The following is a 26,982-nucleotide window of genomic DNA, read 5'->3' on the forward strand; positions in this document are numbered from 1 at the left end:
TGAATCGGGGAGCTGGCAGCAGTTGATGGGCGGCGGGGCTTAGCTGTCTGGCCCCGGCGGCTCGGCGAGGGTACCGGCCAGCTGCTGGCGGAAATACAGCGCGTCGAGCAGCTGGTTGATGGGTTGGTGCAGGGCGGTTTCGACCTCGCCCAGGGGCCCCAGGGCGTCGGCGCAAAGCGAGTACTGCTCGGGCGGCACGGCCAGCTGCATGTGGCGCAGCAACTGCAGGAGGCGGTAGTGAAACGCGTAGCGGGGGCCGGCGGCGCCGAGCGTGTGCTCGACGATGCGCACGGCCTGCGCGGTCAGGGCCGGGGGCCAGGGGCCGGGCAGGCCAAAGAGCAACGGTTCCCAGCGCGCTTCGGGCTGGGTGAGGCGCGGCTGAGGCGGCAGCTGCGCCAGCAGGATGTCGGCCAGCTCGGCCGGGCTGAGCAGCTCGGCCAGCGCGGCGGGCAGCAGGGGGGGCAGTTCGTCGCGCTCCAGCTGCAGGACGAGGTAGGCGCGGGCCCAATCGGCGGCGCGGTGCAGCTGCAGGGCGTGGCGCCAGGCCGTCAGCAGCAGGGCGGCCCACTCGCCGTCGGCGGCCAGGGCCAGCAGCCGCTGGGGCGTCTGGCCAAAATGCGCGGCCCAGCGCGCCGGCGGAATCAGGGCCAGCAGCTGCCCCAGCCAGGCAGCTTTTTCCCCGCCGAAGCGCGCATCCTTGGGCTCGATGCCGAGGGCTTGCCAGGCAGGGTCCCAGGTCTCGGGCAGGCTTACTTCGAGCCGGGCGGCGCCGAGCAGCGGTTTTTTCAGCGTCAGCCGCGGCGCCGCGTGCTGCCAGAGCTGCTCCACCAGGGCGTTGCCGGGCGTGCGCACCAGCAGACTGGCCGCTTGCTGGCGCACGTCCTTGCTTTTGGACGCCAGAGCGGCTCCAGCAGCGGAGCGTCGGCGGGACGCAGATGCCCGGCGAGGGTGCCGAGCAGGGCGACTTGCTGCTTGGCCGGCTCCTGGGGCAGGGCTTCGGCCAGCAGCGCGCGGGCGCGGTCTGGCGCGTGCTGCATCAGGCCCAGCAGCACGGCGCGGCGCTGGGCGGGCGTGCCGGTGGCCCATGTTTCGTCGTCGGGGGCGGTTGCCAGCAGCGGCGCCCAGGCCGGGTTCAGCCCCAGCAGCCAGCGGCCCCGCGCGCCCAGCACGGCCGCTGCGGTTTCGCGCAGCTCGGGGCGGCCGTGGGCGTAGTCGAGCAGCGAGACGAGCAAGCGGTGCGGCACGCGGCGGCCGTGGGCGACCAGTTGGCGCAAGTAATCGGGCAACACCTCGGCGTGGTGGCCGCCGAGCAGTTGGCGCAGCAGCTCCTGACCTTGGGGGCCGAGCGTGGGCTGGGTTTCGGGTCCGGCGGCAGCAGGAGCAGTGTCCGCGGCGGCCAGGGCTTGGTAGCCGGCGCGCCGCAGTAGGGCCAGCGCGCCGGCGGTGCGCAGCACCCGGGCTTCGGCGGGCGCGTCAGCCGGGGCCGGCAGCTCGGGTAGGGCGGGCAGCGCGGCCCCGCTCTGGCGGGTGCCGAGCAAGGCCACCTGCAGTAGCTGGGGCCAGTCGGTGGCAGGGTTCATAGCGCGGGAGTGGTAGCGGCGGGGGCCGGGGCGCCGGTGTAGGTGATGGGCAGCAGTGCGCGGCCGTCCCACTCGCCAAATACGTTGATGGGGTAGCCGCCGCTGACGGCCAGCAATTCCCACCCCAGCTCGCTGCTGGGGTGCAGCGGCAACTCCTGGCCGCTATCGGCGTGGCGCAGGTGCACGCCGCCCGCCGCGGTCCGCACGGGCACCACCTCGGTCAGCGTGGCGGGCCACTCGCGCAGCCAGGGGCGTTGGCCAAGGGCCGTGGCGTAGGCCTCGAGCACCGCGTTGGGCGCGCCGCCCGGGTCGAGAATGTCGTCGTGCAGGCCCTGAAAGGTCCAGTCGGCCGTGGGCACGGCGCGTAGGGGCAGGGCGCCGGGGTAAAAGGCCAGGCCGCCGCGGTACTGTCCTCCGGGCACCAGCGCCGTGGCGAAGGCCTGCCCGCCGAAGGCGTATTCCAGTACCAGCGCGTAGCGCCCGGTGCGCTGGCCCCACAGCCAGCTGCGGCGGGCCAGCAGCCGCTCTTCCTCGACGGTGACCTGGCCCAGCACCTGCCAGGTATCGGCCACGGCGGGCTGCCGCGCCAGCACGTCTTCCTTCTTCACGTTCACGCCCACTTGCTGCAGCACGTCGGCGCGCAGGGCCTCGGGCAGCTCGGCCAGGCGCCCGAAGGCGGCGGCCAGCAGGTATAATTCGCCGAGCCGGGCCAGCAGGCGGGCGGGCCAGTCGGCGCCTTGCTGGCGCAGCTCGGGCAGCTCCCGCAACGCCGCCGCCAACCCCGGGAGCTGGTCGTCGACGAGGCGGGCGGCCTGGTTTTCCCAGAAGCTGGCGGGCAATTTTTCGGTCTGCGCCAGGCCCGCCCCAATCAGGTCGTGCAGCCAGCGCAGCAGTTCCGCGGCCCCGCGTTGCATGCGCTCCAGCCGAGCCGGCGCTACCGCCACACCCGGCGCCGGTTCCGCCGCTGCCTCCGGGGCGGCCACCGGCTCGGCGGCCGGCGGCGCGGGGGCGGTTTTCTTGGCTTGCGCGTCGTGGCGCTTGTCGAGCCACTCCTGCAGCCAGGGCGGCGGGGTGGTGCCGGTCAGCAGTTGGGGCTGGCGGGCCAGCAGCAGCAGCAGCCCGGCGCCGTGCTTGCAGGGAAATACTCGGCTCGGGCAGGAACACTTAAAGGCCGGCTCGGTGAGGTCGATGCCGGTCTGGTAAGGTTTGGAACCGCTGCCCTGGCACTCCCCCCAGGCTGCCGTGTCGGTCCGGCCGAGGTGTTGCCACTTGGGCGGGCTAGCCAGCTCCAAGCCGCGCTTGAGCGTGCCGGCATCGGGAATGAGGGCGCGGGCCTGATCTTCGGTCCACATAACTGCGAGTAACTAGATACGCCGCGGCCAAGGCCGCCGCCGGCAAGTTAGGACGCGGCGGCCGCCCGCCGCGTCGCCTAGCCCGAAAACTCCTGCCCGCACTGCTGGCAGCGGTAGAGCGTGGTGCCGGCGTAGAACAGGCGCTTGTACCAGGGCCGGTCGGTGGCCGGGGCGGGCCAGGCGTGGTAGGAGCCGCAGTAGGGGCAGCGCACGGCGGCGCGCTCGGTGCGGCGCTGCTCGAATTCCTCCACGATGGATTGGGCCGCGGCCACGTCTTCCTCCTCGATGAGCAGGCGGAAGTACAGTCCGTCGCCAAAAGGCAGGGTGGCCGGGCCGTAGTTTTTCACCAAGCTCACAATGCCGGCCTCGTCGTGCAGGCGGTGGTAGAGGCCCACGGCCTCGGCATAAGTCAGGTATTCGGCGGCCACGACGAGCATCCCCGCAAAGGTAACCGCCGGCGGGCCGGAAACGACGCGAAACAGCTAGTCCGTTGCGGGCGCAGCGGGCCACGAAGGGCAGCTGGCCGGCGCGCTTCGGCGCTACAGCCGCCCCAGCCCCCGGTGCGGTTAGCGGCGCTTGCCGCGGCGGGCGGCGCCGCTCAGTTGCCCGCGCAGCTTCAGCACGTAGGCCAGCAAGCCCAGGCTGAGCAGGGCCAGGCCCACGGCCAGCAGCTGGGGCGTGGTGCGGGTGCTTTCGGCTTCGCGCACGGCGGCTTCGGCCTCGCGCAGCTTTTTGTCGCGCTGCTTGTCGCGCAGCTCCAGGTTGGCAATCTGGTTTTCCAGGTCGTAGAACCGCTCCTTGGTAGACGTCTGGTCGGTTTGGGCCACGGTGGCCTGCTGCACGGCCTGCTGCTTTTCGGCCACGATGCTGGCCTGGCGGCGCAGCTCCCCGGCCTTGAGCGCCTGCACGATTTCCGAGTCCTTGCGGATGATGCCCTTCAGCGCGTCGATAACTTCCTGCAGGTCCTTTTTGGAGGGCTTGTTGGCCAAAAAGGCGTTGCGCTGGGCGCTGGCGGCTTCGTACTCGCGAATCAGCTGCTCCCGCTCCTGAATCAGGCGGGGCACCGCATCGTCGGCGGGGGCGGGAGGGGGCGTCTGGGCGAAGGTCGGCACGGCCAGCGTGGCGGCCAGCAGCAGGCAGAAGGGGTAGGTCATAGCTGGGCAAAAGTACGGGCCGCCGCCGCAGGAGTTGGCCCCGGCCGCTACTGCACGGGCACTTCGGCCGGCCGGAGCACCGCCCCGTGCCGAGCCCGGCCCACCCGCGGCCGGCGGTAAAAGTGCAGGATCAGGATGGGCAGCAGGGTCAGCTCGGCCACCACCCCGAAGAGCAAGGTCAGGCCGATGAGCAGGCCCACGTAGAAAGTGCCGTCGAAGGAGGAGAAGAGCAGGGTGCTGAAGCCGCCCACCAGAATCAACGACGTGACAATGACCGCCTTGCCGGCCAGGCGGTAGGTGTGGCGCACGGCCGCTTCCACCGTCGGCTCCTTGCCCAGCATCAGGCGCAACTTGCTGATGAAGTGAATGGTGTCGTCGACGGCAATGCCGAAGGCAATGGTGAAAATGATGCTGGTGCTAACCTTCATCGGCACCCCGCACAGGCCCATCACCCCGCCCACCACCACGATGGGCAGCAAATTCGGAATGAGCACCACCGGCACCATGCGCACCGAGCGGAACAGGGCCAGCACGATGACCGTGACCATGAGCACGTCCATGCCGATGCCCAGCAGCATGTCGCGGGTGAGGTTCTGGTTGTTTTTGTCGATGAGCAGGGCCGAGCCGGTTTGGCGGGTGCGCAGCACCTGGGCGTCGGTGTGGGTGCGCAAGAACTGCTGCAGCCCCCGGTTCAGGCGGGCCACCGTGGTGCTGCCCGGGTCGGGCATGCGGCCGGTCAGGCGGCCTTCGCGGGCGTCCTCCAGGGCCAGGGCCCGAAACTCCGGCTTTTTGCGAAACGGCCGGGCCCGCCGCAGCAGGCGCTGCAGCTCGGCCTCCGAGTCGGGCAGGCGGTATTCGGCCAGCCCGCCGCCGTTCAGCGCCTTGCGCAGGGCCTTGACCACCGTTACCGGCGAAGCCACGAAGCGCAGGCCGTAGGTGCGTTGCAGGTACGTTTCGATTTCCTCGGTTTCGCGCAGCACGTCGAGGCTGTAGACGGTGCGGCCATTTTGCGGGAGCAGGTGCAGCTCGAAGGGGCGCACCCCGGCGAAGTTGCGCTCGAAAAAGCGGAAATCCAGCTGCACCGGGTCGTCGTCGGCCAAGTCGTCGAGCAGCCGCGACTCGATGCGCAGCTGCGCGGCGGCCGTGAGCCCGCCGACCACCAGCAGGGCGGCCGTGCCCACTAGCAGGCCGCGGCGGCGCAGCACCCAGTCGAGCAGGCGCATGAGCGGGCCGTCCCAACTGCGCCCGGCCCCGAACTTCTGCTGGGGCCGCGGCAGCAGCACCAGCAGGGGCGGCAGCAAGGTAAACGAGAGGACGTAGGCAATGAGCACCGCCAGCCCGGTGTACAGGCCGAAGTTGTGGATGGGCCGGATGTGGCTGGTGGTGAGCGTGAAAAAGCCTAGCGAAGTCGTCAGCGCCGACAAGCCCGAGCCGAACATGGATTCCTTCATGCTGATGCGCAGGGCCGGCACCGTGGGCGTGCCTTCCCCGGTTTCGGTCACGTAGCGCGTGAGCAGGTGCACCGAGTCGGCAATGCCCACCACGCACATCATCACCGGCAGCAGGGCCGTCATCAGGTCGATGCCCGCCCCCGACCAGCCCACCAGCGCCAGCCCGCCCACCGTGGCCCCGGCCACCACCGACAAGGGCAGCACCACGCCCCACCACGCCCGGAACGTGAGCCAGAGCAGCCCCATCACCAGCAGCACGGAGAGGCTCACGAACACCGCCATTTCCACCCGCAGCCGGTCGACAAACACCGACTGGGCCACCATCTTGCCGCCGAAGTGCGCCTGCGCCTCCGCAATGCCCAGGCGGCGCAGCTCCCCGTTCAGACTAGCCAGCAGCGTGTCGCCGGGCGGCTTTTTCAGGTCGGGCGTGGTTTGCAGCACCACCGTCACGGCCCGGGCGTCCGGGGCAAAGAGATTGCCCACCAGGCCCGGCGTGCGGTAAATCAGGCTGGAATCCCGGGCGCGGCTGGTCGGGTCCCGGAGCTGGTCGAGGTGCAGGTAAGGCACGTTGAACACGCCCAGGCCTTCCACGATGGGGTTGCTGGCCGTGGTCGGCGACACGACTTGGCGCACGTCGCGCTGGCGCTGGGCAAAGCGCGTAAACGCGTCGACTCGGCGGGCAAAGCCGGCGTCGAACACGGTGCGGCCGGCCGGGGCTTGCAGGCCCACCAGCACGTAGTCGTTGTCGTTGCCGAAGCGCCGGGCGTAGTCCTGGTAGTAGCTCAGGTCCGGGTCGCCGCTGGGGTAGAAGTCGTTGAAGTTGTAGTTGAAGCGCAGCCGCAGCAGGCCGGTCAGGGCCACGAGGCCGAGCAGGGCCAGCGCGGCCAGGGTGAGGTAGCTAAGGGAGCGGGGACGAAGCACGCGGTGGAACTAAGGTGAGGCGGCGGTATCGAAGGCGTTGCGTAGATTAGGGCCGGCGCTGAGCCAACCACCCATTTCCGGCTTTTGTTCTTCCACCTCTTACTTTCTGCCCCATGAAAAACGCCCTGCTCGCCCTGGCCCTGTTCGCTTTCGTTGGTACCGCCTCTGCCCACGACGGCAAAGACAAAGACAAAAAAGGCGCGAAGAAAGAAAACTGCTCGGCCGAAATGAAAGCCCATTGCGCCTCGAAAGGCGCCACGGCCGGCACGCCCGCCTGCTGCATGAAAAAGGGCGCTTCGGCCGCCGCTGCCACGCCGGCCGCGGCTCCGGCTCCCGCTGCGAAGTCGCTGTAGCCCGGCTACGCCTTAGCTTCCGCCCCGCGCCGGTTTGGTGCGGGGCTTTTTTATTTATATATTTTACACCCAGTATATTACCATTTCGTATAATCGTGCGTTAGGGTTGCCGCCGCGTAGGCTTGGTTTGTTTTAGGTTCACGTATTCCCGCCGCAGGGGGCGCAGTGTTGATGAGTCAGCAGGATTTTGTGTCGAAGTCGCCCAACGCGTGGCTGCTGCCCAGCCCCGCCGGGCAGCAGTTGTTACCCAATGCCTGGCCCGCCCCAGCCCCGGCGGTGCCGAACGCGGCCGACGGCGCGCCCGCGCCCGGCAGCTGGTTTGCCGCGCCCGGCGCGGCCGTTGAGCGGCTGCCCGTGGCCCATTGCACGCTCAGCCCCGATAGCACCATCACCTACCTGAATCATTGGGCCGCCGAGCTGTTGGAGCACCGGGCCGAGGACCTGCTGGGCCGCCCGTTCCTGCTGCTCGTCGAGCCCGACCAGCGCCTGGCCTGCGCCGGGCGCCTCTCGGCGCTGCTGCACGCCGAGCGGCCCGCCGCCCACGAAGAAACCCTGCAGCTGCCCAGCGGGCCGCGGCGGGTGCTACTGCAGGCCGGGGCCGCCACCGACGGCGCCGGCCACGCCTGCTGCCAGCTGGTGCTGTTCGACGTGACCCAGGCCCAGCGCGAAGCCCAGGCCCTGGCGGCCAGCGAACGGAAATTCCGTCAGCTGTTCGAGCAGAGCACCGACGCGGCCGCCCTGCTGCAAAACGAGCGGTTCGTCGACTGCAACGCGGCCGTGCTCCGGCTGCTGGGCGCCACCGACAAGGCGCAGATCATCGGCCATTACCCCTGGGACCTGGCCCCGGTGGAGCAGCGCCCCGGCGTGCGCTCCGAGCTGTATTTCCGCGACTCGGTGGCCGCTGCCCTGCGCCTGGGGTCCAAGCGCTGCGAAGGCATCTTGTGCCGCCTCACCGGCGAGCATATCTGGGTGGAGGCCGTGCTCACGCCCCTGCGCGACGGCGACGCCGCGCTGCTGCACGTGGTCTGGCGCGACATCACCGCCCACAAGCAGCAGGAGCGCCGCCACCGAGAAAGCGAGGAGCGCGTGCGCCTGCTGCAAGAAACGTCCGGCGCCGGCCTCTGGAGCTGGGAGCTGACCACCAATCATTTGGAGTCCGACGCCCGCGCCCGCGCCTGCCTGGGCTGGCCGACGGAGGAGCAGGCCCCCGCCAATTTTGAAGCGTTGAGCGCAGTCTTGCACCCCGACGACGCGGCGACCGTGCAGGCCTCGCTGGCCCAGGCCACGGTGCAGGGCCACTGGCCGCGGCAGGAGTTTCGGGTGCTCTGGCCCGACGGCACGGCGCACCGCGTGGCCGCCAGCGGCTGGATCAGCCACGACGCCTTCGGCCGGCCGCGCTGCCTGCTGGGCGTGGTGCAGGCTCTGCCCGAACCCGCTGAATAAGGCTTATTGACCTTCCAGTGTCTTGCGCTGGTAGTCGTTGATGACGCCCTCGCAGATCCAGTTGGCCAGGGCCTGCCGGTTCTGGGCCAGCACGAAGCGGCGCTGGTCCTTGCTGTTGCGGATGTTGCCCAGCTCGATGAACACGGTGGGGGCGTAGCTGTTGCGCACCACGTAGAGGCTGGTGCGCGGCGAAACGGTGCCCACGTAAGGGCGGTTGGGCTGGTAGCGCAGGTAGCGGCGCTTGAAGACCTGGTGAATGTTCTTGGCCAGGCGCAGGCCCACGGCGCTTTTTTCGTGGTGGTAGAAAAACACGTCGGTGTTCAGGCCCGCCGAGCGGCTGTCGACGTGAATGGTAATCATGCGCTGGTAGGTTTTCTTGCCGTAGCGCCCGTGCAGGCGGTTGACGGCGTTGGTGTACTGGCGCAGGCGCGCCACGTGGCCCAGCGGAATGGTCAGGTTGGGATAGGTCAGCTCGTCGGCATCCATTTTGAGTACGCCCTCGTCGCGGATGCCGTCGTCGGGGTCCTGCACAATCATGTGCACCGTGGCGCCGTGCTCCATCAGCACCCGGGCCAGCCGGATGGTCACGTCGTAGGCGTACTCGTCCTCGGCCAGCTTGGCGTTGCCGTACTGGCCCACCGCGCCCGGGTCAGGCCCGCCGTGGCCCGACATGAGGTAGAACACCGCCCCGCCCAGGGCCCGGTCGCTGGCCGTGGGCCGGCCGTACTTGCCAAAGAGCACCGCGGTGCTGCCGCTGCGCCCCTTCACGGCCTTGACCACTTCGGCGCGGCCGGCGGCCGCGCGGGCCGCCGCGGGCTTTTTCGCGGCCAGTTGGGCGGCCGACTTGCGGGCCGGCAGGCGGTAGGTTTTGCCCGCCCGCAGGCTGTTGCGCGGCCCGAGCAGGGGCTTGTTCAGCGCCACAAACTCCCGCTCGTAGTAGCGCGGATTCAGCCCGTAGCGCACCAGCAGCGTCGAAATTACGTCGCCGCGTTTGGGAACCACCTTGCGAAAATGCTGGCTAAAGGCTGCAACCGGAACAAGCAGGAGAAGGAGCAGAAGTATTCGCAAAGCGGCGTAGGGTCGGGTTTGGAAAGAAGGGCTGGGCAGGTAAGGCTAACTAGCGAAAAAACGACGGGTAAAGCTGGGCGGTAATCGGAATCGAAACGGAAAAGTAAGGTCTAGCGCAAAAGTAGTGATAGGAGTTGCCGCGGGAAGAATAAACCCAGCAAATCACCTTAAGGAAGTAGATATAGTGAACATTAGACGCTTCTGTAGAACGGCTTGATAGTGAGGCAAGCTGCTGCAGTTATTTTGGAGAATTTCATTTGTATGTAAAAATATTTCTACTAGGTTTATTGCCCACCATTTAACCATTTACTCTATGGAGCTAATAGATCAACTCACCAATCTTGCTTCGCGGGTGCAAAAGCAAGTCGGACACATTCAAACGGAAGAGGCAACCAAAAATGCCCTGGTGCTTCCCTTTATCAACGCTTTGGGATATAATGTCTTCGACCCGACGGAAGTAGTGCCGGAGTTTGTTTGTGACATCGGTACCAAAAAAGGGGAGAAGGTCGATTATGCCATCTTCCGCGACGGGAAACCGATCATGCTAATTGAGTGCAAGCACGTCGGTGCGGACCTAAACATCAACCATGCTGGTCAACTGTTTCGCTACTTCCACGTCACCGAAGCACGTATTGCTATTTTAACCAACGGCGTCACATACAAGCTGTTCACCGATTTGGAGCAGCCCAATAAAATGGATGAGCGTCCATTTCTGGAGTTTGATTTGTTTAACTTCCACGAAAACGACGTGACCGAACTCAGGAAGCTAAGCAAGGCTACGTTCAGCATAGACGACATGCTGTTTGCCGCTTACAACCTGAAGTACATGCGGGCATTCAAGAAGTACTTCGAAGAACAGTTTCACCAGCCTTCCAACGACTTCATTCACTTCGTTTCCAAGCAGATTTACGACGGGGTGTTGACGCCGAAACTGAAAGAGCAATTCAGCGCCTTGGTGCACCGCTCGTTTCAGCAATTCTTGAACGACAAGATTAACCTGCGGCTGCGGGCAGCGCTGGTCGAGCCCAACAGCACCACAATACTTACCAGCGAATATGTGGCGGCGAAACCCGAAGAAACCGCCGTAGTAGCTGAACCCGACGGCAAAGACAAGGATATCGTGACGACGGTTGAGGAAACTGAGGGTTTTATGATTGTGCGCGCTATTCTGCGGAAAATGGTGCCGGTAAGCCGGGTGGTGATGCGCGACGTGCAATCCTACTGCGGAATTCTGCTCGATGATAACAACCGCAAGCCCATCTGCCGCCTACATTTCAACGGGAGCAAAAAATTCGTTACCCTCTTTGATCAGGAAGGCGGCGAGAGGGTGGATATAGATTCATTAGACGACTTGTACGGATTGGCCTCGCGGATCCGGGCTGCGGTAGAGCGGCACGAAACCCGAATCAAAGAAGCGCCGCTAGCATAAAATGCTCGTGTAGCAACGGCAGTACAATTCAACCAAAAAGCCGCCCGCGTCCCGGGCGGCTTTCCTACTTTTGCCACCTATCCCAATCCGCTTCCGCCGCCATGCAGCAATACCTCGACCTCGTTCAGCACATCCTCGACCACGGCACCCGCAAAACCGACCGCACGGGCACGGGCACGCTCTCCATTTTTGGCCACCAGATGCGCTTCGATCTGCAGCAGGGCTTTCCGCTGGTCACCACCAAGAAAGTGCACCTGAAGAGCATCATCTACGAGCTGCTCTGGTTTCTGCGCGGCGATACCAACACCCGCTACCTCAAGGAGCACGGCGTGAGCATCTGGGACGAATGGGCCGACGCTCAGGGCGAGTTGGGCCCGGTCTACGGCAAGCAATGGCGCAGCTGGCCCGACGGCCGCGGCGGCCACGTCGATCAGCTGCAGCAGGTGCTCGATCAGCTGCGCCGCTCCCCCGATTCGCGGCGCATCCTCGTGTCGGCCTGGAACGTGGCCGAGCTCGATCAAATGGCCCTGATGCCCTGCCACGCCCTGTTTCAGTTCTACGTAGCCGACGGCAAGCTCTCATGCCAGCTCTACCAGCGCTCCGCCGACGTATTCCTGGGCGTGCCCTTCAACATTGCGTCCTACGCCCTGCTCACGCTGATGGTGGCCCAGGTCACGGGCCTGCAGCCGGGAGAATTCATCTGGACGGGCGGCGACACCCACCTCTACAGCAACCATTTGGAGCAAGCCCGCCTGCAGCTCACGCGCGCACCGCTGCCGCTGCCGCAGATGCGGCTGAACCCCGCCGTCACCGACCTGTTCGGCTTTGAATTCAATGATTTCAAGCTGGAAAACTACGACCCCTGGCCCGCTATCAAAGCCCCGGTAGCGGTGTAAGCTACGGCCGAGTTTACCGGCTTTTATCCCATCTCAGCCCCCGTCCGGTTCTGATTCCGGAGTTCGGGGGCTGATTCTTTTTATTGGTACTATGCTGATATCGTTGAGGCTATTGAATAGAAGGGTAATCTGTGAGCTGTCTAAGAAACGGCCTATCATGCAACAATAAAATCTCTATTAGACGTGCGAGTGAGTGGTTTTTGTCTTGGGTAATCACATTTTTATGTGATGACTGCATCATTTGGGGCCGGATATACGTTGTAGGATAAATTGCGGAGCGTAAATCACGGGAATATGGTGCGGACTTCAGAAAAAGGCTCGATCTTTGTACCGGGAAATTTAAACCTGCCCGCCAGAATTCAATCAAACGGCGCAGACTCTGTTACCGCCGTGAATCGCACCTCCACCCACCTGCTTACCGACCACACCCCTTTGCCCCGCCGTCACCGGGTTCTGATTGCCTTGTACGCCCTGGAACTGGGCCGGCAGCCCCGCGCCGATATTTTGGCCGTGAATGACGTGACTGAAGCTGATCTGGCTGAATTTCAAGCCGATTGGTTGCGCATGCGCCGCCGCCCGCGCGCTTCCGCGGCCTAAGCCGCTTCCCAACGCCGCAGCGCCTCCAGCAACGGGTGCTCCGTCGTCAGCGGCGTGGCCTCGAGGCTGGCCAGCGGCCGAATCCCGGCGACGTTGGCGGTGAAGACGGCTTCGGCCCGCAGGAGCGCTTCGGCCGGAAACAGCCCGACCTGGCACGGCACGCTGCGCTGCTGCGCCACCCGTAACAAATGAGCCCGCCGCACGCCCGCCACGCAGCCGCTTTCCAGCGCGGGCGTGAAGAGCACACCGTCCTGCAACCAAAACACGGCGGCCGCTACGGCCTCCGCCACGTGCCCCTGGGCGTCGAGCAGCAGCAACTCGTCGAAGCCCCGGGCCGCGCGTTCCTGCGCGGCCAGCACGTAGTGCAGGGAATACGGACCTTTGCAGAAGGACACCGGCGAAAAATGGGTCCGCAGGCTGGTGGCAAACGCCGCCCGTGCGGCCGTGGCCGGCCCGGGTTCGAACGGGGCGGCCGTTAGCAACCAGTGCACCGCGCCTGTGGCGGGGGCGTAGAGCCCCCCGCCCGCCCGCCAGAACTGCAAGCGCAGTCGGCACGCGGCCGTCAGCCCGTTGGCTTCGGCCAGCTGCTGCAGGGTGCGTTCCAGGCCCGAGGGCGTGTTCAGCGCCGCGGGCAAGGCTAGGTGCAGGGCCGTGGCGGCCCAGCGCATGCGGGCGGCGTGGTCGGCGGCGTAACGTAGGCGCCCCGCCACGAGCACCAGCGTTTCAAAAAAACCGTCGTTGAACTGCAGGCCGCGGTTGGGCAGCGGCAGAGCCAGGTCAGCGGCCGGAAGCAGCGCGCCATCAAGCAAAACCAGGGACATAGACCGGCAAATTAGGCCAGCTACTTCACAAGCCGCAAAAAAAGGACGAGCCCACCGGGCTCGTCCTTTTGCAACTAGGCGTCCGTTAGGGCGTTACTGCACGCTGACGCGGCGCGCCACCGTGCCCTGGGCGTAGTGCACGCGCAGCAGGTACTGGCCGGCCGGCAGCCCTTCCACCGACAACGTGGCGTCGGGGGCGGCGGACAGCGCTTGGCGGCGCACCGGGCGGCCCAGAATATCGAGCAGCTCCAAGGACTGGGCGCGGGCCGCAGGGTCGAGGCTGACGTGCAGGGTGGTGCGGGCCGGCACCGGCCAGGCCTGGGTGCGGTCGGCCACGGCCTGGGGCAGGGCGGCGTGCAGTACGTTCGGGGCCGTAATGCGGGCCAGGGCGTGGGCCGACTGCCCGCTCAGGGCGTTGAAGAAGCCACCAATTACCACGGCCCCGTCGGTTTGCACCAGCAGGCTGCGCACGCTGCTGTTGGGCACGGTGGTAGCGGCGAAGCTGGCGTCGGCCGTGCCATCGGCGTTCAGGCGGGCCAGGTTGGCGGGCAGGCCCGCCGTGCTGGTGAAAGCACCGCCGACCAGCAGGCGGTTGTTGGGCTGCACGGCCAGGCTGAAGACCGTGCCGGTGAGGGCCGCGGGCGTAAAGCCGGTATCGATGGTGCCGTCGGCGTTCAGGCGGGCCAGGTTGGCGCGGGGCGTGCCGCCCACCGCGCCGAAGGCGCCACCCAGCAGGATCTTGCCGTCGGGCTGCAGCGCCAGGGCGTAGGTGCGGTAAGTCGACGAGTTGCTCCCGCTCGGGTTGGTGAGGGTCAGCGCGGTAAAGCTGGCGTCAACGGTGCCGTTGGCCAGCAGGCGCATGACGCGCGACGTCGCCGTGCTGGTCGTGCGGGCGTACGCCTCTACCAGCAGCTTGCCATCCGGTTGCAGCGCCATATTGTGAAACTGGCTGATGGCGTTGGCGCCGGTGGTGACCGGGGCAAACGACGCATCGTAGTTTCCGGCGCCGTCGAGGCGCACCAGCCCGGCCACCGAGCGGTTGCTGTAGAAAGAAAAACTGCCGCCGGCCAACAAGCGGCCGTCCGGCTGCAGCACCAGGCGGCTCACCGGGCCGCTGAATGCGGTTGGTGCGAAGGTGTTGTCGATTGCGCCGGTGCTTTGGAAGCGCAGCACTTGCGTGCCGGTAGCCACCACGGCCGACCCGTTTTGCAGCACGATGTCGTTGACGGCGGTGCCCAGGCCCCCCGAGTTGTACCCGTACTGTTGGTCCAGCGAGCCGTCGGTATTGATGCGGGCCAAGCGCCGGGCCGGCTGCCCGTTGATTTCGGTGAACGTACCTCCGACCACGTACTTACCGTCCGCTTGGCGTACCGCGGCGTAAATACCGGCGTTGGTTTGAATTTTCGGCTGGAACGCTGCGTCGACGGCGCCGGCGCTGCTGAGCTGAATCAGGGTGCGGTCGGGCGTGCCGTTGAAGTCGCTGAAATTGCCCGCCACCAGCGTGCCGCCGCTGGCCAGCGCGGTGAGCGAGTAGGGCGAGGCGTTCGGCCCGGTGCCCACCTGGTAAGTGGCGTCAATGGTGCCGTTGGGGTTGAGGCGCGTCAGGTACGGGCTGCTGCCGCTGCCGCCGATTACTACAATCTTGCCATCAGCCTGCACGTGCATGGCGTCGCCGTAAAAAGAGCCAGGAAAATAGGCCTGGGTCGGCTGGGCAAAGGTGTTATCGGGGGTGCCGTTGGCGTTTAGGCGAATGAGGGTGGTGGTAGTGCTGGTAGTGGGGTAAAACTGGCCCGCCAGCAAGATTTTGCCGTCGGGCTGCACCGTGATGTTTTCGACCCCACCGTTGGTGGTGGCGGTAAAGCTCGTGTCGAAGCTGCCGTCGGCGTTAAGGCGGGCCAGGCCGTCGCAGTTGAACCCGTTGTAGCTGGTGAAGTAGCCGCCGATCAGCAATTTGCCCGAGGGCAGGGCTACCACGGTCAGTATTTCGTCGTTGGCGCCGGTGCCGGGGTTGAAGCTCGTATCCAGCGAGCCGTTGGCATTCAGCCCCACGATGTTGTTCGTCGCGGCGCCGTTGAAGTGGTCGAAGGGGCCCACGGCCACCACTTTGCCGCTGGGCAGCACCGCCGCGTCGTCGAGGTAGGTAACGCTGTAAAGTTGGCTGGTCGGGCCCGAGCCGGCATCGAAGCTGGCGTCGCCGGTGCCGTCGGCGTTCAGGCGCAGCAGGCCGCCGCTGCGCGATACGCCGCCCGCCGTCGTGGCGGAGCCGCCGAAGCCGACCAGCAACACCTGCCCGTTGCTGAGCAGGTGCATGCGTTGCACGGCCGTGGCCGCGCCCACGTTCTGCAAAAACGTGTTGTCGAGGCTACCGTCCGCGTTAAGGCGCACCAACCGCGAAGCAACGGAGCCGCCGTTGATGCGCAAAAAGGCACCGTTGATGATGCGCTTGCCGTCGGGCTGCTCCACGGCCGCGTACACCGTGCCGGGGGCGTAGGCATTCAGCGAGGTGAAAGTAGGGTCGAGGGTCTGGGCGGCGGCCGGCAGGCCCACCAGGGCCAGCAAGCTCGCTACCACAACGAGTCGAGCTGTTTTCATAAACAGTCTGCTAGAAGAAGGATAAAGAAGAAAAGGAAAAACGGGTGGGAAGTTACGGCAAAAAGCTTGTCCAACAGCTCCGGAATAGTCCTACACCAGCGCGAATTTCTTGCCCGGCAAGGCCCGCACCACGCCCCGAAACTCCAGCCCCAGCAGCAAGGTCGAGACTTGGTTGATGGGCAGTTGCGCCTGCCAGCTTAGCTCGTCGATCTGCTTTTCTTTGCACGCCTGCAGGATTTCGAGCAAGGCGAATTCCCCGGGCGTGAAGTCGGCCGGGTTCAGGCCCGCCGGCACGGCCGCCGGCTGCAGGGCGGCGTCCCAATTCAGGGCCTGCTCGATGTCCTCCGGCCCGGTGTAAATGCGCGCCTGCTGGTTGCGAATCAGCTGGTTGCAGCCCTCCGACGCGGGCTGATCCAGCCGGCCGGGCACGGCCAGCACCTCGCGGTTGTAGTCCAGGGCCAGCTCGGCGGTGATGAGGGCGCCGCCTTTCTTGGCCGCTTCGACCACCACCGTGGCGTCGGTGAGTCCGGCAATGATGCGGTTGCGGGCGGGGAAGTTGTACTTGTCGGGCGGGGTGCCGAAGGTGAATTCGGTGAGCAGGCCGCCGCCCTGCTCCAGCATTTTTTCGGCCGTGCGCCGGTGGGCGTGGGGGTAAATCGAATCCAGCCCGGTGGCCATGACGGCCACGGTGGGCAGCCCTTCCTGCAGGGCGGCCCGGTGCGCCACGATGTCGATGCCGTAGGCCAGGCCGCTGACGACGAGCGGCTGGTAGGGCGCTACGCCCTTGATGAGCTTTTCGGTTTGCTCGCGGCCGTAGTCGGTGGCTTGGCGGGTGCCCACCACGGCCAAGGTGCGGGCGTTGTTCAGCTCGGCCGGGCCCTGGTAATAAAGCAGCACCGGCGCGTCGGGCACGGGGCGCAAGCGGGCGGGGTAGTCGGGGCGGGTGTAGTAGAGCAGGCGGGCGCCGTCTTGCTCGGCCCGGCGCAGCACCTGTTCGGCTTGGCGCAGGGCCGCGGTGCTGTTGCGCAGCACGTTCACCAGTGCGGGGCCCACGCCGGGCACTTTCAGCAGCTGGTTGGGGCCGGCGTTGAGCACGTTCTGGGCCGAGCCGAGGTAACCGATAAGCTGGCGGGTGACCAGCGGCCCGATGCCGGGCAGCAGGGTTAGGGCAACTTCGGATAGGAGGGAAGCGGTGGAATCGGGGGCAGTGGGCTGCGCGTGCGCAGCGGGTGAAAATAGGGACACGGGGGATAAACTGGGTTAAAAAGCAATGAGTCCGGTCAGTAAGATAGCGGCCAGAAACAGAAGCGGAAACACCCCGAGCGAAATACCAAGCGCCCAGGTCCGGCGCAGACCGTTGCGCCGGTGCCAGCGTAGTAGTATCGCGCCGAGCAGCTAAGGAAACAGGATAGCGGCGGCAGCGCTAGTGCTGGCGGTGTCATCGTTGCGGCTGTAGTGCGCCAGGCCCGCCCGAAAGGGTAGAAAGAGCACTGCGGCATCCGTCAGCAGCGTCAGACCAAACGCCGCTAGTCTGGCCCGCCAAGTGCTCATGCCCCGCCGCCCGGCTGCTGCTTGCCCGCTACGTCCAGCTCCTTGCGCAGCTGCACCAGGAAGTTGCGCACCTTTTCCAGGGAGTGAATCACGTCGACTTTTTCCTTGAGCTGGGGGCCGCGCTGCTTCATGATGTCGCGGGCGCCGGGAATGGTGTAGCCGCGCTCCTTCACCAAGTGGTAGATGGTGCGGAAGATTTCGATGTCCTGCGGGGAGTAGAGGCGGTTGCCCTTTTTGCTCTTGCGCGGCTTCAGGTCGTCGAACTCGGTTTCCCAGAAGCGAATCAGCGACGGGGCCACGTCGAACTGCGCGGCCACTTCGCCGATGGTGTAGTATTGCTTCTCGATGTCGCGCTCTTTGTAGGGCATGGGGTAGCGGTGAGACCTTAGAAGTGAGAGGCGAGCGGGAGGGAAGCGGGAGAAAAGGACGGCCGGAACAGGTCTCGGTTCTGACTTCTCTTTTCTCAGTTCTCCAAACTACCTTTGCCGGAAGGCGTTTCCGGGGCCGCTGCGGCGGCTTCCGAAGCCGAAAAATAGCCAAAAACCGGCGGCGGCCAATTTTTCCGGCCGCGCCGCTGTTCCAAACGAATACTTCAACCCTGCGCGAAGCCTTTCGCGTTTGCAGCCGCTCATGTCGCTTCCATCCGCTTCCCAAGTTCGTCAGCAGTTTCTCGACTTCTTCGCCTCCAAGGGCCACCACATCGTGCCCTCGGCGCCCATCGTGGTGAAGGACGACCCGACGCTGATGTTCATCAACTCGGGCATGGCCCCGTTTAAGGATTACTTCCTGGGCAACAAGCCCGCCCCCTACAAGCGCATTGCCGACACGCAGAAGTGCCTGCGCGTGAGCGGGAAGCACAACGACCTGGAAGAGGTAGGCTACGACACCTACCACCACACCATGTTCGAAATGCTCGGCAACTGGTCGTTCGGCGACTACTTCAAAACCGACGCCATTGCCTGGGCCTGGGAGCTGCTGACGGACGTGTTCAAGCTGCCCAAGGACCGCCTCTACGTGACCTACTTCGAGGGCGACAAGGGCGACAACCTCGGCCCCGACACCGAGACGCAGGAGCTGTGGCGCAAATACACCACCGAGGACCGCATCCTGCCCGGCAACAAGAAGGACAACTTCTGGGAAATGGGCGACACCGGTCCCTGCGGCCCCTGCACCGAAATCCACGTGGACCTTCGCAGCGAGGAGGAGCGGGCCCAGAAGCCCGGCGCCGAGCTGGTGAATGCCGACCACCCGCAGGTGGTCGAAATCTGGAACAACGTGTTCATGGAGTTTGAGCGCCGCGCCGACAAGTCGCTCGTCAAGCTGCCCCAGCAGAACGTGGACACCGGCATGGGCTTTGAGCGCCTGATGATGGCCGTGTCGGGCGTGAAGTCGAACTACGACACGGACGTGTTCCAGCCGCTGATTCAGTTCATTGCCAAGGAGGCCGGCGTGGAGTACCACGGCACGGCCCCGGCCACCGTGAACGACCAGCCGACCACCGAACACGAGAAAACCGACATTGCGGTGCGCGTCATTGCCGACCACATCCGCACCATCGCCTTCACCATTGCCGACGGGCAGCTGCCCTCGAACGTGAAGGCCGGCTACGTCATCCGCCGCATCCTGCGCCGGGCCGTGCGCTACGCCTTCTCGTCCCTGGGCCAGAAGCAGCCCTTCCTCTACAAGGTGGTACCCGTGCTGGCCGACCACATGAAGGACATTTTCCCCGAGCTGAAGCAGCAGGAGAAGTTCGTCACCCGCGTGATTGAGGAGGAGGAAATTGCCTTCCTGCGCACCCTCGAAAACGGCCTGCGCCGCTTCGACGCCCTGGAAGAGGGCTTCCGCCAGAACGGCGGCCACGTCGACGGCAAGTCGGCCTTCGAGCTGTCCGATACCTTTGGCTTTCCCTTCGATTTGACCGCCCTGCTGGCCCGCGAAAAGGGGCTGACGGTGAGCGAAGACGAGTTCAAGAAGGAGCTGGAGCAGCAGAAGGCCCGCTCGCGCAACGCCTCCGAGCAGGAGCAGAGCGACTGGACCATCGTGGAGCCTTCGCAGGAGCAGCCGCGCTTCGTGGGCTACGACGCCACCACCGCCGAGGCCCGCATCCTGCGCTACCGCGCCGTGACGCAGAAGGGCAAGACCGAGTACCAGCTGGTGCTCGACCAGACGCCGTTCTACGCCGAGTCGGGCGGGCAAGTGGGCGACACGGGCTACCTGCTCACCCCGCTCTCCAAGGTGCGCGTCATCGACACGAAGAAGGAAAACGACTTGATCGTGCACTACACGCTGGACTTGCCCCAGGACATCGACGCCGCGGTGACGGCTCAGGTGGACGAGGCCCGGCGCCAGCAGATTCGCAAAAACCACTCGGCCACCCACCTCATGCACGCGGCCCTGCGCCAGGTGCTCGGCACGCACGTTGCCCAGCGCGGCTCCTTGGTGAACGACAAGCTGCTGCGCTTCGACTTTTCGCACTTCAGCAAGGTGACCGAGGAGCAGCTGCGCGAAGTGGAGCGCATCGTCAATGAGCGCATCCGCCAGCAGATTCCGCTGGGCGAGGAGCGCGCCGTGCCGCTGGCCGCGGCCAAGGAGCGCGGCGCCACGGCCCTGTTCGGCGAGAAATACGCCGACGTGGTGCGCGTCATCACCTTCGACCCGGAGTACTCGGTGGAGCTCTGCGGCGGCATTCACGCCCCCAACACCGGCGAAATCGGCTTTTTCAAGATTGTGAGCGAGTCGGCCGTGGGCGCCGGGGTGCGCCGCGTGGAAGCCGTGACGGCCGAGCGCGCCGAGCAGTTCGTGGACGAGCAGCTGGACCTGCTGGCTCAGGTGCGGGAGCTGCTGGGCAACCCGCAGCACCTCACGACCAGCATCCAGAAGCTCTCGGAGGAAACCGCCACCCTGCGCAAGCAGCTGGAGCAGGCCGAGCAGCAGCAGCTCGGGCAGCTCAAAGACCAGCTGGCCGCCCAGGTGAAGCCGCTGAATGGCGTGAACTTCCTGGCCGCCAAAGTGCCCGCCCGGAGCGCCGACGCGCTCAAAAACCTGGCCTTCGGCCTGCGCCAAGTGACCGAAAACCTGGTATTGGTGCTCGGTGCCGACGTGGACGGCAAGCCCCAGCTGGCGGTGATGCTCGACGACGAGCTGGCTAAGGGCGGCAAGCTCAACGCCTCGCAGCTGGTGCGCGAGCTGGCCAAGGACATCCAGGGCGGCGGCGGCGGGCAGCCGTTCTTCGCCACGGCCGGCGGCAAGAACGTGGTCGGGCTGGACGCCGCCATCGGCAAAGCTGAAGGCCTGGTCAGCGGGCTGCTGGGCTAAGCCCCGCCGCGGCTGCGCGGCCTAACCTGCATCGAACGGCGCTTCCGGTACTTTCCGGGGGCGCCGTTCGGCATTTGGGGATGAGCCGGGCCTTTTCTTCCAGTCTTTCGACTGGGGCGGGTGTTGTACATTTGCCCAAACGCTTGGTTATGAAATTACTATTACTACTGGCCGGCGGGCTGCTCGGCGCGGCGGCGGCGCGGGCCCAGGCGCCCGCGGCCCCGAGCTGCTTACCCGATTCGCTGGTGCGCTTCCTTGATGCCGAAATGCTGCCGGCGGCCCCGGCGCAGGCGCAGTACACGCGCGTGCTGGTGCCGCCGGCCGGCGCCGGCAGCCCGGTTGTCAACCGCCTCTACTTTCCCGATGGCCAGCTGTACTCCGAAGTCACCTTTGCCGCCCCCGACCGGCGCGTGCAGCAGGGCCCGGTGCGCACCTACTACCCCGGCGGCCAGCTGCGGATGACCTACCAGGCCGACGACGACATCATCGACGGCTACCTGCGCACCTACTACCCCGACGGGCAGCTGAAGCGCAACGACCTCTACGACCACGGCCGGCTGATCAAAGGCCAGTATTTCACCCCCGACGGGCAACCGGTGGAGCCCCACGTGCCGTTTCGGCAAGACCCGGCCTACCCCGGTGGCAACGCCGCGCTGGTCAGCTACCTGCAGGCGCACCTCACTTACCCCAAGGCCCTGACCGACGTCGGCGACGGGCAGGTGCTGGTGGCCTTCACCGTCACGGCGCGCGGCAACGTGGCCGACGTGCGGGTGAAAAGCGGCGTCAGCCCTGAGCTGGACGCGGCGGCGCTGGCGGCCGTGCGCACCCTGCCCGCCTTCGAGCCCGGCCGCCTCGACGGGGAACGGACGGCCCTGCCCATGCTGGTGCCCATTACCTTCAAGGCGCCCGGCGTTATCAAGGCCATGCGCCAGCTGGGCCTATAGACGGCGTGGTGGCGGCTGAACCTTGCGCAAGCAGCGCGAGGCCGGCGGCCTGCAGGTCCTGCCGGGCGCCCGTGGTTCGGGGTAAGCGGCGCCTGACGGAGTAGGATAGGAGGCTATTGAGAATGATAAGCTGCTGAGCAACGGCAGGCTGGTCGGGTGGCCAGGCCCGCGGTTGTTTTCCCGGACCGGCCGCCTATCTTGTCGCAACCTCCTAAGCAACCCGATATGCCCGACCTGCGCACCATTGCCGACGTGGTAACGGCCCTCGACGGGGTGGTGCGCCACTGCGAGCAAACGGGCCACCGCGCGGGCTACTTCGCGGCCCTCTACAAGCGCATGACCGAAGCCGTGGCCGAGGGCATCCGCACCGGCGCCTTCGCCGACGGCCCGCGCATGGAGCGGCTCGACGTGGTGTTTGCCGGCCGCTACCTGAGCGCCTGGCAAGCCTACGGGCAGCAGGCCGCCTGCGCCGCCGCCTGGCGCCACGCCTTCGACGGCTGCCCCAACCCGGGCCTGATTGTGTTGCAGCACCTGCTGCTGGGCATCAACACCCACATCAACCTGGACCTGGCCGTGGCCGCCGCCACCGTGGCGCCCGGCCCGCAGATTCACGCCCTCGAAGCCGACTTCAACCGCATCAACGCCGTCATCAGCAGTCTTTTTGATGACGTGCAGCAGTGCCTGGCGCAGGTGTGGCTGCCCATGCGCTGGCTGGGCCGCGTGGCCAGCAGCCAGCAAACGGCCGTGCTCAACTTCAGCATCGGGGCGGCGCGGCGGGCGGCCTGGGCCAACGCGGTGGTGCTGGCCGGGCTGCCCCCGGCCCGGCAGCAGGCCCACATCGGCGTGCTCGACGCCACCGTGCTCGGCCTGGGCCGGCGCATCAGCAGCCCGGGCCTGGCGGCGGGCGCGCTGCTGCGGCTGGTGCGCCTGACCGAGTACGAGGACGTGGCCCGCACCATCCGGCTCATCGAAACCACGCGGGTGTAGAGGGGCGCCGCGGCCGGCTATGGTGCGGAGTCGGCGCAAACCGCGTACTTTCCGGCCGCACTCTCAACCCCCTCCCGGCCGCATGACCTTCGCTTTGATTCCGCTGCTCCTGCTGGCGCTGCTCCTGTTTCTCTCCTTCGTCGTGGTGCAGCAGGGCACCGTGGCGGTCATCACGATTTTCGGCAAGTACCAGCGCATCATGCGCCCGGGGCTGAACTTCAAAATTCCCTTCATCGAGTTCGTCTACAAGCGCATCAGCATCCAGAACCGCTCCCTGGAGCTGCAGTTCCAGGCCATTACCTCCGACCAAGCCAACGTGAACTTCAAGGCCATGCTGGTGTACGCGGTGCTCAACCACGAGGAGGAAGCCATCAAGAACGTGGCCTTCAAGTTCGTGGATGAGATGAGCCTGATGCAGGCGCTGGTGCGCACCGTAGAGGGCAGCATCCGCACCTTCGTGGCCACGCAGCGGCAGGCGGCGGTGCTCAGCCTGCGCGGCGAAATCGTGGCCCACGTGAAGGAGCAGCTCGACGCGACGCTGGAAAGCTGGGGCTACCACCTCATCGACCTGCAACTCAACGACATCACTTTCGACGAAGAAATCATCCGCTCCATGGCCAAGGTGGTGGCGTCGAGCAACTTGCGCGCCGCCGCCGAAAACGAGGGGCAGGCCCTGCTCATCACCAAAACCAAGGCTGCCGAAGCCGAGGGCAACGCCATCAAGATTGCCGCCGAAGCCGAGAAAGTGGCCGCCCAGCTGCGCGGGCAGGGCGTGGCCCTGTTCCGGGAGGAAGTCACCAAGGGCATGGCCCACGCCGTGCAGGAGCTGACGGAAAACAACCTCGACCCCTCGCTGGTGTACTTCTCGATGTGGACCGAGGCCATCAAGCACTTCGCCGAGCAGGGCAAAGGCAACGTGATTTTCCTCGACGGCTCCAACGAGGGCATGCAGAAAAGCATTCAGCAGCTGATGGCCATGCAGCAGCTGCCCGCGGCCGGCGGCCCCGCCGGGGCGCCCCCGGCACGCCGCTCCTAAGCCCGACGGTAATAGCCCCAAACCCAATGCGCCCGCGCTTCCGCCCAACGGAAGCGCGGGCGTTGCGTTTAAAGGGCTTGCCACCCCGCTTTTTTGCCTGCCTATGCGCCCACGTTTGCTCTCCTGCCTGCCGCTGCTCGCCGGTTTGCTTGCCCACCTGCCCGCCGCAGCCCAGACGAAACCGGCGCCCAACCTGCCCGTGGTAGCCGTGCTCGACGAGCTGCAAAACCAGCGGGCCGCCCTGCGCTACTACGACGCCGCCGGGGCCCCGCTGCCCACGGGCGACGGGGCCGCCAGCTACGAGGTGTTGCAGCGCGTCGATAGCGCCGGCATCGGCTGGCGCGTGCGCCGCTACGACGCCCAAACCCAACGGCCTCTGCTCGTGCTCGGCTTCGGCGGGGCGCCCTGGAGCCTGCCCGAGGGCCCGAGCCGGCAGTGGTACCCTTCGGGGCAGCTGCGCGAGCAGGCCAGCTACCGCAAGGGCATGGCCGAGGGCCGGTTGCAGACCTATTACCCCAACGGCGAAACCCGCCGCCTGGTCGACTACTACAAGCAAAAAGCCGTGCGGGCCGAGTGCTTCACGGCCGCCGGGGAGCCCGCTGAGTGCCCGCCCTACCACACGTTTGCCCAGCCCACCAGCGGCAGCCCCGACGTGCAGCAGCAAATCAGCCAGACCTACCCGCAGTACCTGCCCGCCGGTTACGCCAAGCCCGGCAAGGGCATCGTCTACTTCGCGTTTTACGTCGATACGCTGGGCCGGGCCACTGCCCCGCGCATCCTGCGCGGCGACGACGAGCAGCTGAACACGGCCGTGCTGGAGGCCATCCGCCAGCTGCCGCGTTTCGAGCCGGCCCGCCTGGAAGGCCGCCTCGCGCCCGACCCCATCGAGGGATTCGTGCTCTACAGCCCGGCCGTGGCCAAGCGCCGCAAGCCCTGACCCCAAAGCTTAACCCGGCCGGAGCGGGCGGCGGTTGTATCTTGCCCGCATGGCTACTCTACAAGTTCGACGCCCGGCCGCTCTGGCGGCCCTGGGCCTGCTGCTGAGCGGTGCGGCCACCGCGCAGGTGAAAGTAATAACCCGCCTCGACCAGCTCGACGGTCAGCGCGTGGCCGTGCGCTACCTCGACCGCAACCTGGTGCCGCTGCCCTCGGCCGACGGCGCCTACGCCTACGACATCATGCGCCGGGCCGACAGCCTCGGGGTGCGCTGGCGCGTGCGGCGCTTCACCGTGCAGGGCCACCAGCCCCTGCTCGACGCGGGCTACGCCGGCGAGTTGCCCGGGCAGGTGCCCCACGCCCGCGTGCGCGAATGGTACCCGGGCGGGCAGCTGCGCGAAGACGTGAGCTACCGCCTCGGCAAGCCCGACGGCCCGATGAAGACCTATTACGCCTCGGGCAAGCTGCGCCGCGACCAGCAAAACAAAGCCGGGGCCGTGGTCAAAAGCGAGTGTTTCGGGCCCGACGGACAAGCGCTGGACGTGTGCCCCGGCTACCGCAGCAGCGCCAAGCTGGCCGGCAAGGGCGCCGGGCAGGCCGTGGTGTTTCAAAGCCTGCAGAAGCAGTTTGCGCAGTTTGTGCCCAAAACCTACGCCCGCGCCTCCGACGCGGTGGTGCACGTCGCGTTTCAGGTCGACAGTCTGGGCTACGTGCAGGACGCGCGCATCCTGGCCTCCGACGACCCGCAGCTAAACGCGGCCGCATTGGAAGCCGTGCGCAAACTGCCGCGCCTGGCCCCGGCCACCGCCGAAGACCAACCGGTAAGCAGCGTGCTGGAGGGTGACTTTTTCTACTACCCCTCGCGGCGCGTGGCGGCCAAGGAAGAATAGCCGCGCCGCTTCGCGTTTCGTTGCACGATTGTCGTCCAGGCGTCGGCCACGATGCGCGAAGCAGCGCGGCGCGGTACCGTCCGGCCCCGTGCTCAGCCGCCCAAATCGGGCCGGAACGCGCAAAAAAGCGCCGGGGTTTCTAACTTGCAGCTTCGACGGCCGCGCCGCTGCGGTGCCCGTCGCTACTTCCCCTTATGGACGACAGCATTAAATCGAAATACCAGCCCGTCATCGGGCTGGAAGTGCACGCGCAGCTGCTCACCCGCAGCAAAATGTATTCGGCGGATGAAAACGAGTACGGCGCGCTGCCCAACTCCAACCTCTCCGTCATCACCCTGGGCCACCCCGGCACCCTGCCGCGCGTGAACCGCACGGCCGTGGAGTACGCCATCAAGATGGGCCTGGCCACCAACTGCCAGATTACGCGCGACAACCTGTTTGCGCGCAAAAACTACTTCTACCCGGACCTGCCCAAGGGCTACCAGATTACCCAGGACAAGACCCCGCTCTGCACCAAGGGCCACGTCGACATCCGCCTGGCCGACGGCACGGTGAAACCCGTGGGCATCACCCGCATCCACATGGAAGAGGACGCGGGCAAGTCGATGCACTTGGCCGGGGAGACGGAAACACTGGTCGACCTGAACCGGGCCGGCGTACCGCTCATCGAAATCGTGTCGGAGCCGGACATTCGCGACGCCGACGAGGCCTACGCCTACCTCTCCGAAATCAAGAAGCTGGTGCAGTACCTCGACATCTGCGACGGCAACATGGAGGAAGGCTCCCTGCGCTGCGACGCCAACATTTCGGTGATGCCGGTGGGCTCCACGAAATTCGGTACCAAGGTGGAGGTGAAAAACATGAACTCCTTCCGCAACGTGCAGCGCGCCATCGAGCACGAAATCGAGCGGCAGATTGCCCTGCTCGAAGCCGGCGAGGAAGTCATCAGCCAGACCCGCGGCTTCGACGCCACCACCGGCACCACGCAGGCCCAGCGCACCAAGGAAACGATGAACGACTACCGGTACTTCCCGGAGCCCGACCTGCCCCCGGTCATCGTCGACGACGCCTGGCTGCACCGCGTGCAGAGCGAACTGCCGGCCCTGCCGCAGCAGCTCTACGCCCGCTTCACCGGCGAGCTGGGCCTCTCGGACTACGACGCGAACGTGCTCACCGCCGAGAAGGACATTGCCCTGTATTTCGACGAGCTGACGCGCCTGACGCCCAACGCCAAGGCGGCCGCCAACTGGATGTCGGGCCCGGTGAAGTCCTTCCTGAACGAGCGCGCCCTCACCATCGCCGAATTTCCGCTCACGCCTCAGCACCTGGCCGACATCATCGCGCTGCTCGACGCGAACAAAATCAACTCGTCGGTGGCCCGCCAGCAGCTGTTTCCGCACCTGCTCGATAACCCGTCGCTCCCGGCGGCCGAAGCGGCCGACAAGCTGGGCCTCTTGCAGCAAGCCGATTCGGGCGAGCTGGAAGCCTTGGTGCAGCAAGTCATCGACGCCAACCCGGCCAAGGTGGCCGAGTACCGCGCCGGCAAAAAGTCGTTGACCGGCATGTTCATGGGCGAGCTGATGAAGCTCACCAAGGGCAAGGCCGACCCCAAGCTGGCCAACCAACTGCTGCGCGACAAGCTGGAGCAGGCGTAAGCCGTCCGGTG

The 26,982-nt window shown here is 66.3% G+C and carries 21 protein-coding genes and 1 pseudogene; 12 read left to right on the top strand and 10 right to left on the bottom strand.

All coding sequences use genetic code 11. The features are described from left to right. Nucleotides 1-39: 39 nt before the first annotated feature. The 5 genes and pseudogenes from LJ737_RS27275 to LJ737_RS17110 form a co-directional block, all read right to left on the bottom strand. A pseudogene (locus LJ737_RS27275) lies at nt 40-1,580 on the bottom strand (DUF5691 domain-containing protein). After that, the gene (locus tag LJ737_RS17095) at nt 1,577-2,932 is read right to left on the bottom strand and encodes an SWIM zinc finger family protein (RefSeq protein WP_227767921.1); all 1,356 of its coding nucleotides are present in this window, start codon (nt 2,930-2,932) and stop codon (nt 1,577-1,579) included. The pseudogene LJ737_RS27275 and the gene LJ737_RS17095 overlap by 4 nt, the downstream one beginning before the upstream one ends. A 77-nt stretch (nt 2,933-3,009) precedes the next feature. Beyond that, entirely contained in the window at nt 3,010-3,369 is a 360-nt protein-coding gene (locus LJ737_RS17100) for a putative signal transducing protein (protein WP_227767924.1), read from the bottom strand. A gap of 129 nt (nt 3,370-3,498) precedes the next feature. Beyond that, nucleotides 3,499-4,086: a hypothetical protein gene (locus LJ737_RS17105; RefSeq protein WP_227767926.1), complete on the bottom strand. Its 588-nt coding sequence runs from the start codon at nt 4,084-4,086 to the stop codon at nt 3,499-3,501. 47 nt (nt 4,087-4,133) lie between these two features. Then, nucleotides 4,134-6,458 carry an efflux RND transporter permease subunit gene (locus LJ737_RS17110; protein WP_227767928.1) on the bottom strand — a complete coding sequence of 775 codons (2,325 nt, stop codon included), beginning with the start codon at nt 6,456-6,458 and terminating at the stop codon, nt 4,134-4,136. A gap of 113 nt (nt 6,459-6,571) precedes the next feature. Between LJ737_RS17110 and LJ737_RS17115 the strand changes: the two genes are divergently transcribed. Then, the gene (locus LJ737_RS17115) at nt 6,572-6,811 is read left to right on the top strand and encodes a hypothetical protein (RefSeq protein WP_227767929.1); all 240 of its coding nucleotides are present in this window, start codon (nt 6,572-6,574) and stop codon (nt 6,809-6,811) included. Between the two features lie 171 nt (nt 6,812-6,982). Continuing rightward, nucleotides 6,983-8,254, top strand: coding sequence for a PAS domain-containing protein (locus LJ737_RS17120; RefSeq protein ID WP_227767931.1), 1,272 nt, complete (start codon nt 6,983-6,985; stop codon nt 8,252-8,254). Between the two features lie 3 nt (nt 8,255-8,257). Here LJ737_RS17120 and LJ737_RS17125 read toward each other — a convergent pair whose 3' ends face one another. Further along, on the bottom strand, nt 8,258-9,256 hold the full coding sequence (locus LJ737_RS17125; RefSeq protein ID WP_227767933.1) for an N-acetylmuramoyl-L-alanine amidase family protein: 999 nt from the start codon (nt 9,254-9,256) through the stop codon (nt 8,258-8,260). Nucleotides 9,257-9,635: 379 nt separating this feature from the next. On the opposite strand from LJ737_RS17125, the gene LJ737_RS17130 reads away from it, so the two are divergent. From LJ737_RS17130 to LJ737_RS17140, 3 genes are all read left to right on the top strand, one after another. After that, nucleotides 9,636-10,751, top strand: a complete 1,116-nt coding sequence (locus LJ737_RS17130; protein ID WP_227767935.1) for a type I restriction endonuclease — start codon at nt 9,636-9,638, stop codon at nt 10,749-10,751. 101 nt (nt 10,752-10,852) lie between these two features. Then, complete coding sequence (locus LJ737_RS17135) at nt 10,853-11,647, top strand: thymidylate synthase (RefSeq protein WP_227767937.1); 795 nt, start codon at nt 10,853-10,855, stop codon at nt 11,645-11,647. Nucleotides 11,648-11,941: 294 nt separating this feature from the next. Then, nucleotides 11,942-12,244: a hypothetical protein gene (locus LJ737_RS17140; RefSeq protein ID WP_227767939.1), complete on the top strand. Its 303-nt coding sequence runs from the start codon at nt 11,942-11,944 to the stop codon at nt 12,242-12,244. Here LJ737_RS17140 and LJ737_RS17145 read toward each other — a convergent pair. The 4 genes from LJ737_RS17145 to LJ737_RS17160 form a co-directional block, all read right to left on the bottom strand. Then, the gene (locus LJ737_RS17145; RefSeq protein ID WP_227767941.1) at nt 12,241-13,065 is read right to left on the bottom strand and encodes an aminotransferase class IV; all 825 of its coding nucleotides are present in this window, start codon (nt 13,063-13,065) and stop codon (nt 12,241-12,243) included. The two genes, LJ737_RS17140 and LJ737_RS17145, sit on opposite strands and share 4 nt — an antisense overlap. Nucleotides 13,066-13,158: 93 nt before the next feature. After that, nucleotides 13,159-15,657 carry a T9SS type A sorting domain-containing protein gene (locus LJ737_RS17150; protein ID WP_227767943.1) on the bottom strand — a complete coding sequence of 833 codons (2,499 nt, stop codon included), beginning with the start codon at nt 15,655-15,657 and terminating at the stop codon, nt 13,159-13,161. A gap of 90 nt (nt 15,658-15,747) precedes the next feature. Continuing rightward, nucleotides 15,748-16,902: a DNA-processing protein DprA gene (gene dprA / locus LJ737_RS17155; protein ID WP_227767944.1), complete on the bottom strand. Its 1,155-nt coding sequence runs from the start codon at nt 16,900-16,902 to the stop codon at nt 15,748-15,750. A gap of 302 nt (nt 16,903-17,204) precedes the next feature. Further along, the gene (locus tag LJ737_RS17160; protein WP_227767946.1) at nt 17,205-17,576 is read right to left on the bottom strand and encodes a MerR family transcriptional regulator; all 372 of its coding nucleotides are present in this window, start codon (nt 17,574-17,576) and stop codon (nt 17,205-17,207) included. 262 nt (nt 17,577-17,838) lie between these two features. Here LJ737_RS17160 and alaS point away from each other — a divergent pair, with 262 nt between their 5' ends. The 7 genes from alaS (at nt 17,839) to gatB (ending at nt 26,971) form a co-directional block, all read left to right on the top strand. Continuing rightward, complete coding sequence (gene alaS, locus LJ737_RS17165) at nt 17,839-20,523, top strand: alanine--tRNA ligase (protein WP_227767947.1); 2,685 nt, start codon at nt 17,839-17,841, stop codon at nt 20,521-20,523. A gap of 149 nt (nt 20,524-20,672) precedes the next feature. Beyond that, nucleotides 20,673-21,467: an energy transducer TonB gene (locus LJ737_RS17170; protein WP_227767950.1), complete on the top strand. Its 795-nt coding sequence runs from the start codon at nt 20,673-20,675 to the stop codon at nt 21,465-21,467. Nucleotides 21,468-21,692: 225 nt separating this feature from the next. Continuing rightward, nucleotides 21,693-22,454: a DUF5995 family protein gene (locus tag LJ737_RS17175; RefSeq protein ID WP_227767951.1), complete on the top strand. Its 762-nt coding sequence runs from the start codon at nt 21,693-21,695 to the stop codon at nt 22,452-22,454. An 82-nt stretch (nt 22,455-22,536) separates the two neighbouring features. Further along, nucleotides 22,537-23,490 (top strand): SPFH domain-containing protein, encoded by a 954-nt coding sequence (locus LJ737_RS17180; protein ID WP_227767954.1) that lies wholly within the window; start codon nt 22,537-22,539, stop codon nt 23,488-23,490. Between the two features lie 103 nt (nt 23,491-23,593). Next, on the top strand, nt 23,594-24,427 hold the full coding sequence (locus LJ737_RS17185) for a toxin-antitoxin system YwqK family antitoxin (RefSeq protein WP_227767956.1): 834 nt from the start codon (nt 23,594-23,596) through the stop codon (nt 24,425-24,427). A gap of 49 nt (nt 24,428-24,476) precedes the next feature. Then, nucleotides 24,477-25,316, top strand: coding sequence for an energy transducer TonB family protein (locus LJ737_RS17190; RefSeq protein ID WP_227767958.1), 840 nt, complete (start codon nt 24,477-24,479; stop codon nt 25,314-25,316). 194 nt (nt 25,317-25,510) lie between these two features. Further along, nucleotides 25,511-26,971 carry an Asp-tRNA(Asn)/Glu-tRNA(Gln) amidotransferase subunit GatB gene (gene gatB / locus LJ737_RS17195; RefSeq protein ID WP_227767959.1) on the top strand — a complete coding sequence of 487 codons (1,461 nt, stop codon included), beginning with the start codon at nt 25,511-25,513 and terminating at the stop codon, nt 26,969-26,971. The last annotated feature ends 11 nt before the right edge of the window (nt 26,972-26,982 follow it).

It is taken from the genome of Hymenobacter sp. 15J16-1T3B, assembly GCF_020711235.1.
GTDB lineage: Bacteria > Bacteroidota > Bacteroidia > Cytophagales > Hymenobacteraceae > Solirubrum.

Excerpts from the sequence above, each read along its gene's own strand:
- alaS (WP_227767947.1), top strand. The coding sequence starts at position 17,839 with ATGTCGCTTCCATCCGCTTCCCAAGTTCGTCAGCAGTTTCTCGACTTC.
- LJ737_RS17130 (WP_227767935.1), top strand. The coding sequence starts at position 9,636 with ATGGAGCTAATAGATCAACTCACCAATCTTGCTTCGCGGGTGCAAAAG.
- LJ737_RS17120 (WP_227767931.1), top strand. The coding sequence starts at position 6,983 with ATGAGTCAGCAGGATTTTGTGTCGAAGTCGCCCAACGCGTGGCTGCTG.
- LJ737_RS17105 (WP_227767926.1), bottom strand. The coding sequence starts at position 4,086 with ATGACCTACCCCTTCTGCCTGCTGCTGGCCGCCACGCTGGCCGTGCCG.
- LJ737_RS17170 (WP_227767950.1), top strand. The coding sequence starts at position 20,673 with ATGAAATTACTATTACTACTGGCCGGCGGGCTGCTCGGCGCGGCGGCG.
- LJ737_RS17135 (WP_227767937.1), top strand. The coding sequence starts at position 10,853 with ATGCAGCAATACCTCGACCTCGTTCAGCACATCCTCGACCACGGCACC.
- LJ737_RS17180 (WP_227767954.1), top strand. The coding sequence starts at position 22,537 with ATGACCTTCGCTTTGATTCCGCTGCTCCTGCTGGCGCTGCTCCTGTTT.
- LJ737_RS17140 (WP_227767939.1), top strand. The coding sequence starts at position 11,942 with ATGGTGCGGACTTCAGAAAAAGGCTCGATCTTTGTACCGGGAAATTTA.
- LJ737_RS17150 (WP_227767943.1), bottom strand. The coding sequence starts at position 15,657 with ATGAAAACAGCTCGACTCGTTGTGGTAGCGAGCTTGCTGGCCCTGGTG.
- LJ737_RS17145 (WP_227767941.1), bottom strand. The coding sequence starts at position 13,065 with ATGTCCCTGGTTTTGCTTGATGGCGCGCTGCTTCCGGCCGCTGACCTG.
- LJ737_RS17175 (WP_227767951.1), top strand. The coding sequence starts at position 21,693 with ATGCCCGACCTGCGCACCATTGCCGACGTGGTAACGGCCCTCGACGGG.
- LJ737_RS17190 (WP_227767958.1), top strand. The coding sequence starts at position 24,477 with ATGGCTACTCTACAAGTTCGACGCCCGGCCGCTCTGGCGGCCCTGGGC.
- gatB (WP_227767959.1), top strand. The coding sequence starts at position 25,511 with ATGGACGACAGCATTAAATCGAAATACCAGCCCGTCATCGGGCTGGAA.
- LJ737_RS17095 (WP_227767921.1), bottom strand. The coding sequence starts at position 2,932 with ATGTGGACCGAAGATCAGGCCCGCGCCCTCATTCCCGATGCCGGCACG.
- LJ737_RS17100 (WP_227767924.1), bottom strand. The coding sequence starts at position 3,369 with ATGCTCGTCGTGGCCGCCGAATACCTGACTTATGCCGAGGCCGTGGGC.
- LJ737_RS17185 (WP_227767956.1), top strand. The coding sequence starts at position 23,594 with ATGCGCCCACGTTTGCTCTCCTGCCTGCCGCTGCTCGCCGGTTTGCTT.
- LJ737_RS17160 (WP_227767946.1), bottom strand. The coding sequence starts at position 17,576 with ATGCCCTACAAAGAGCGCGACATCGAGAAGCAATACTACACCATCGGC.
- LJ737_RS17115 (WP_227767929.1), top strand. The coding sequence starts at position 6,572 with ATGAAAAACGCCCTGCTCGCCCTGGCCCTGTTCGCTTTCGTTGGTACC.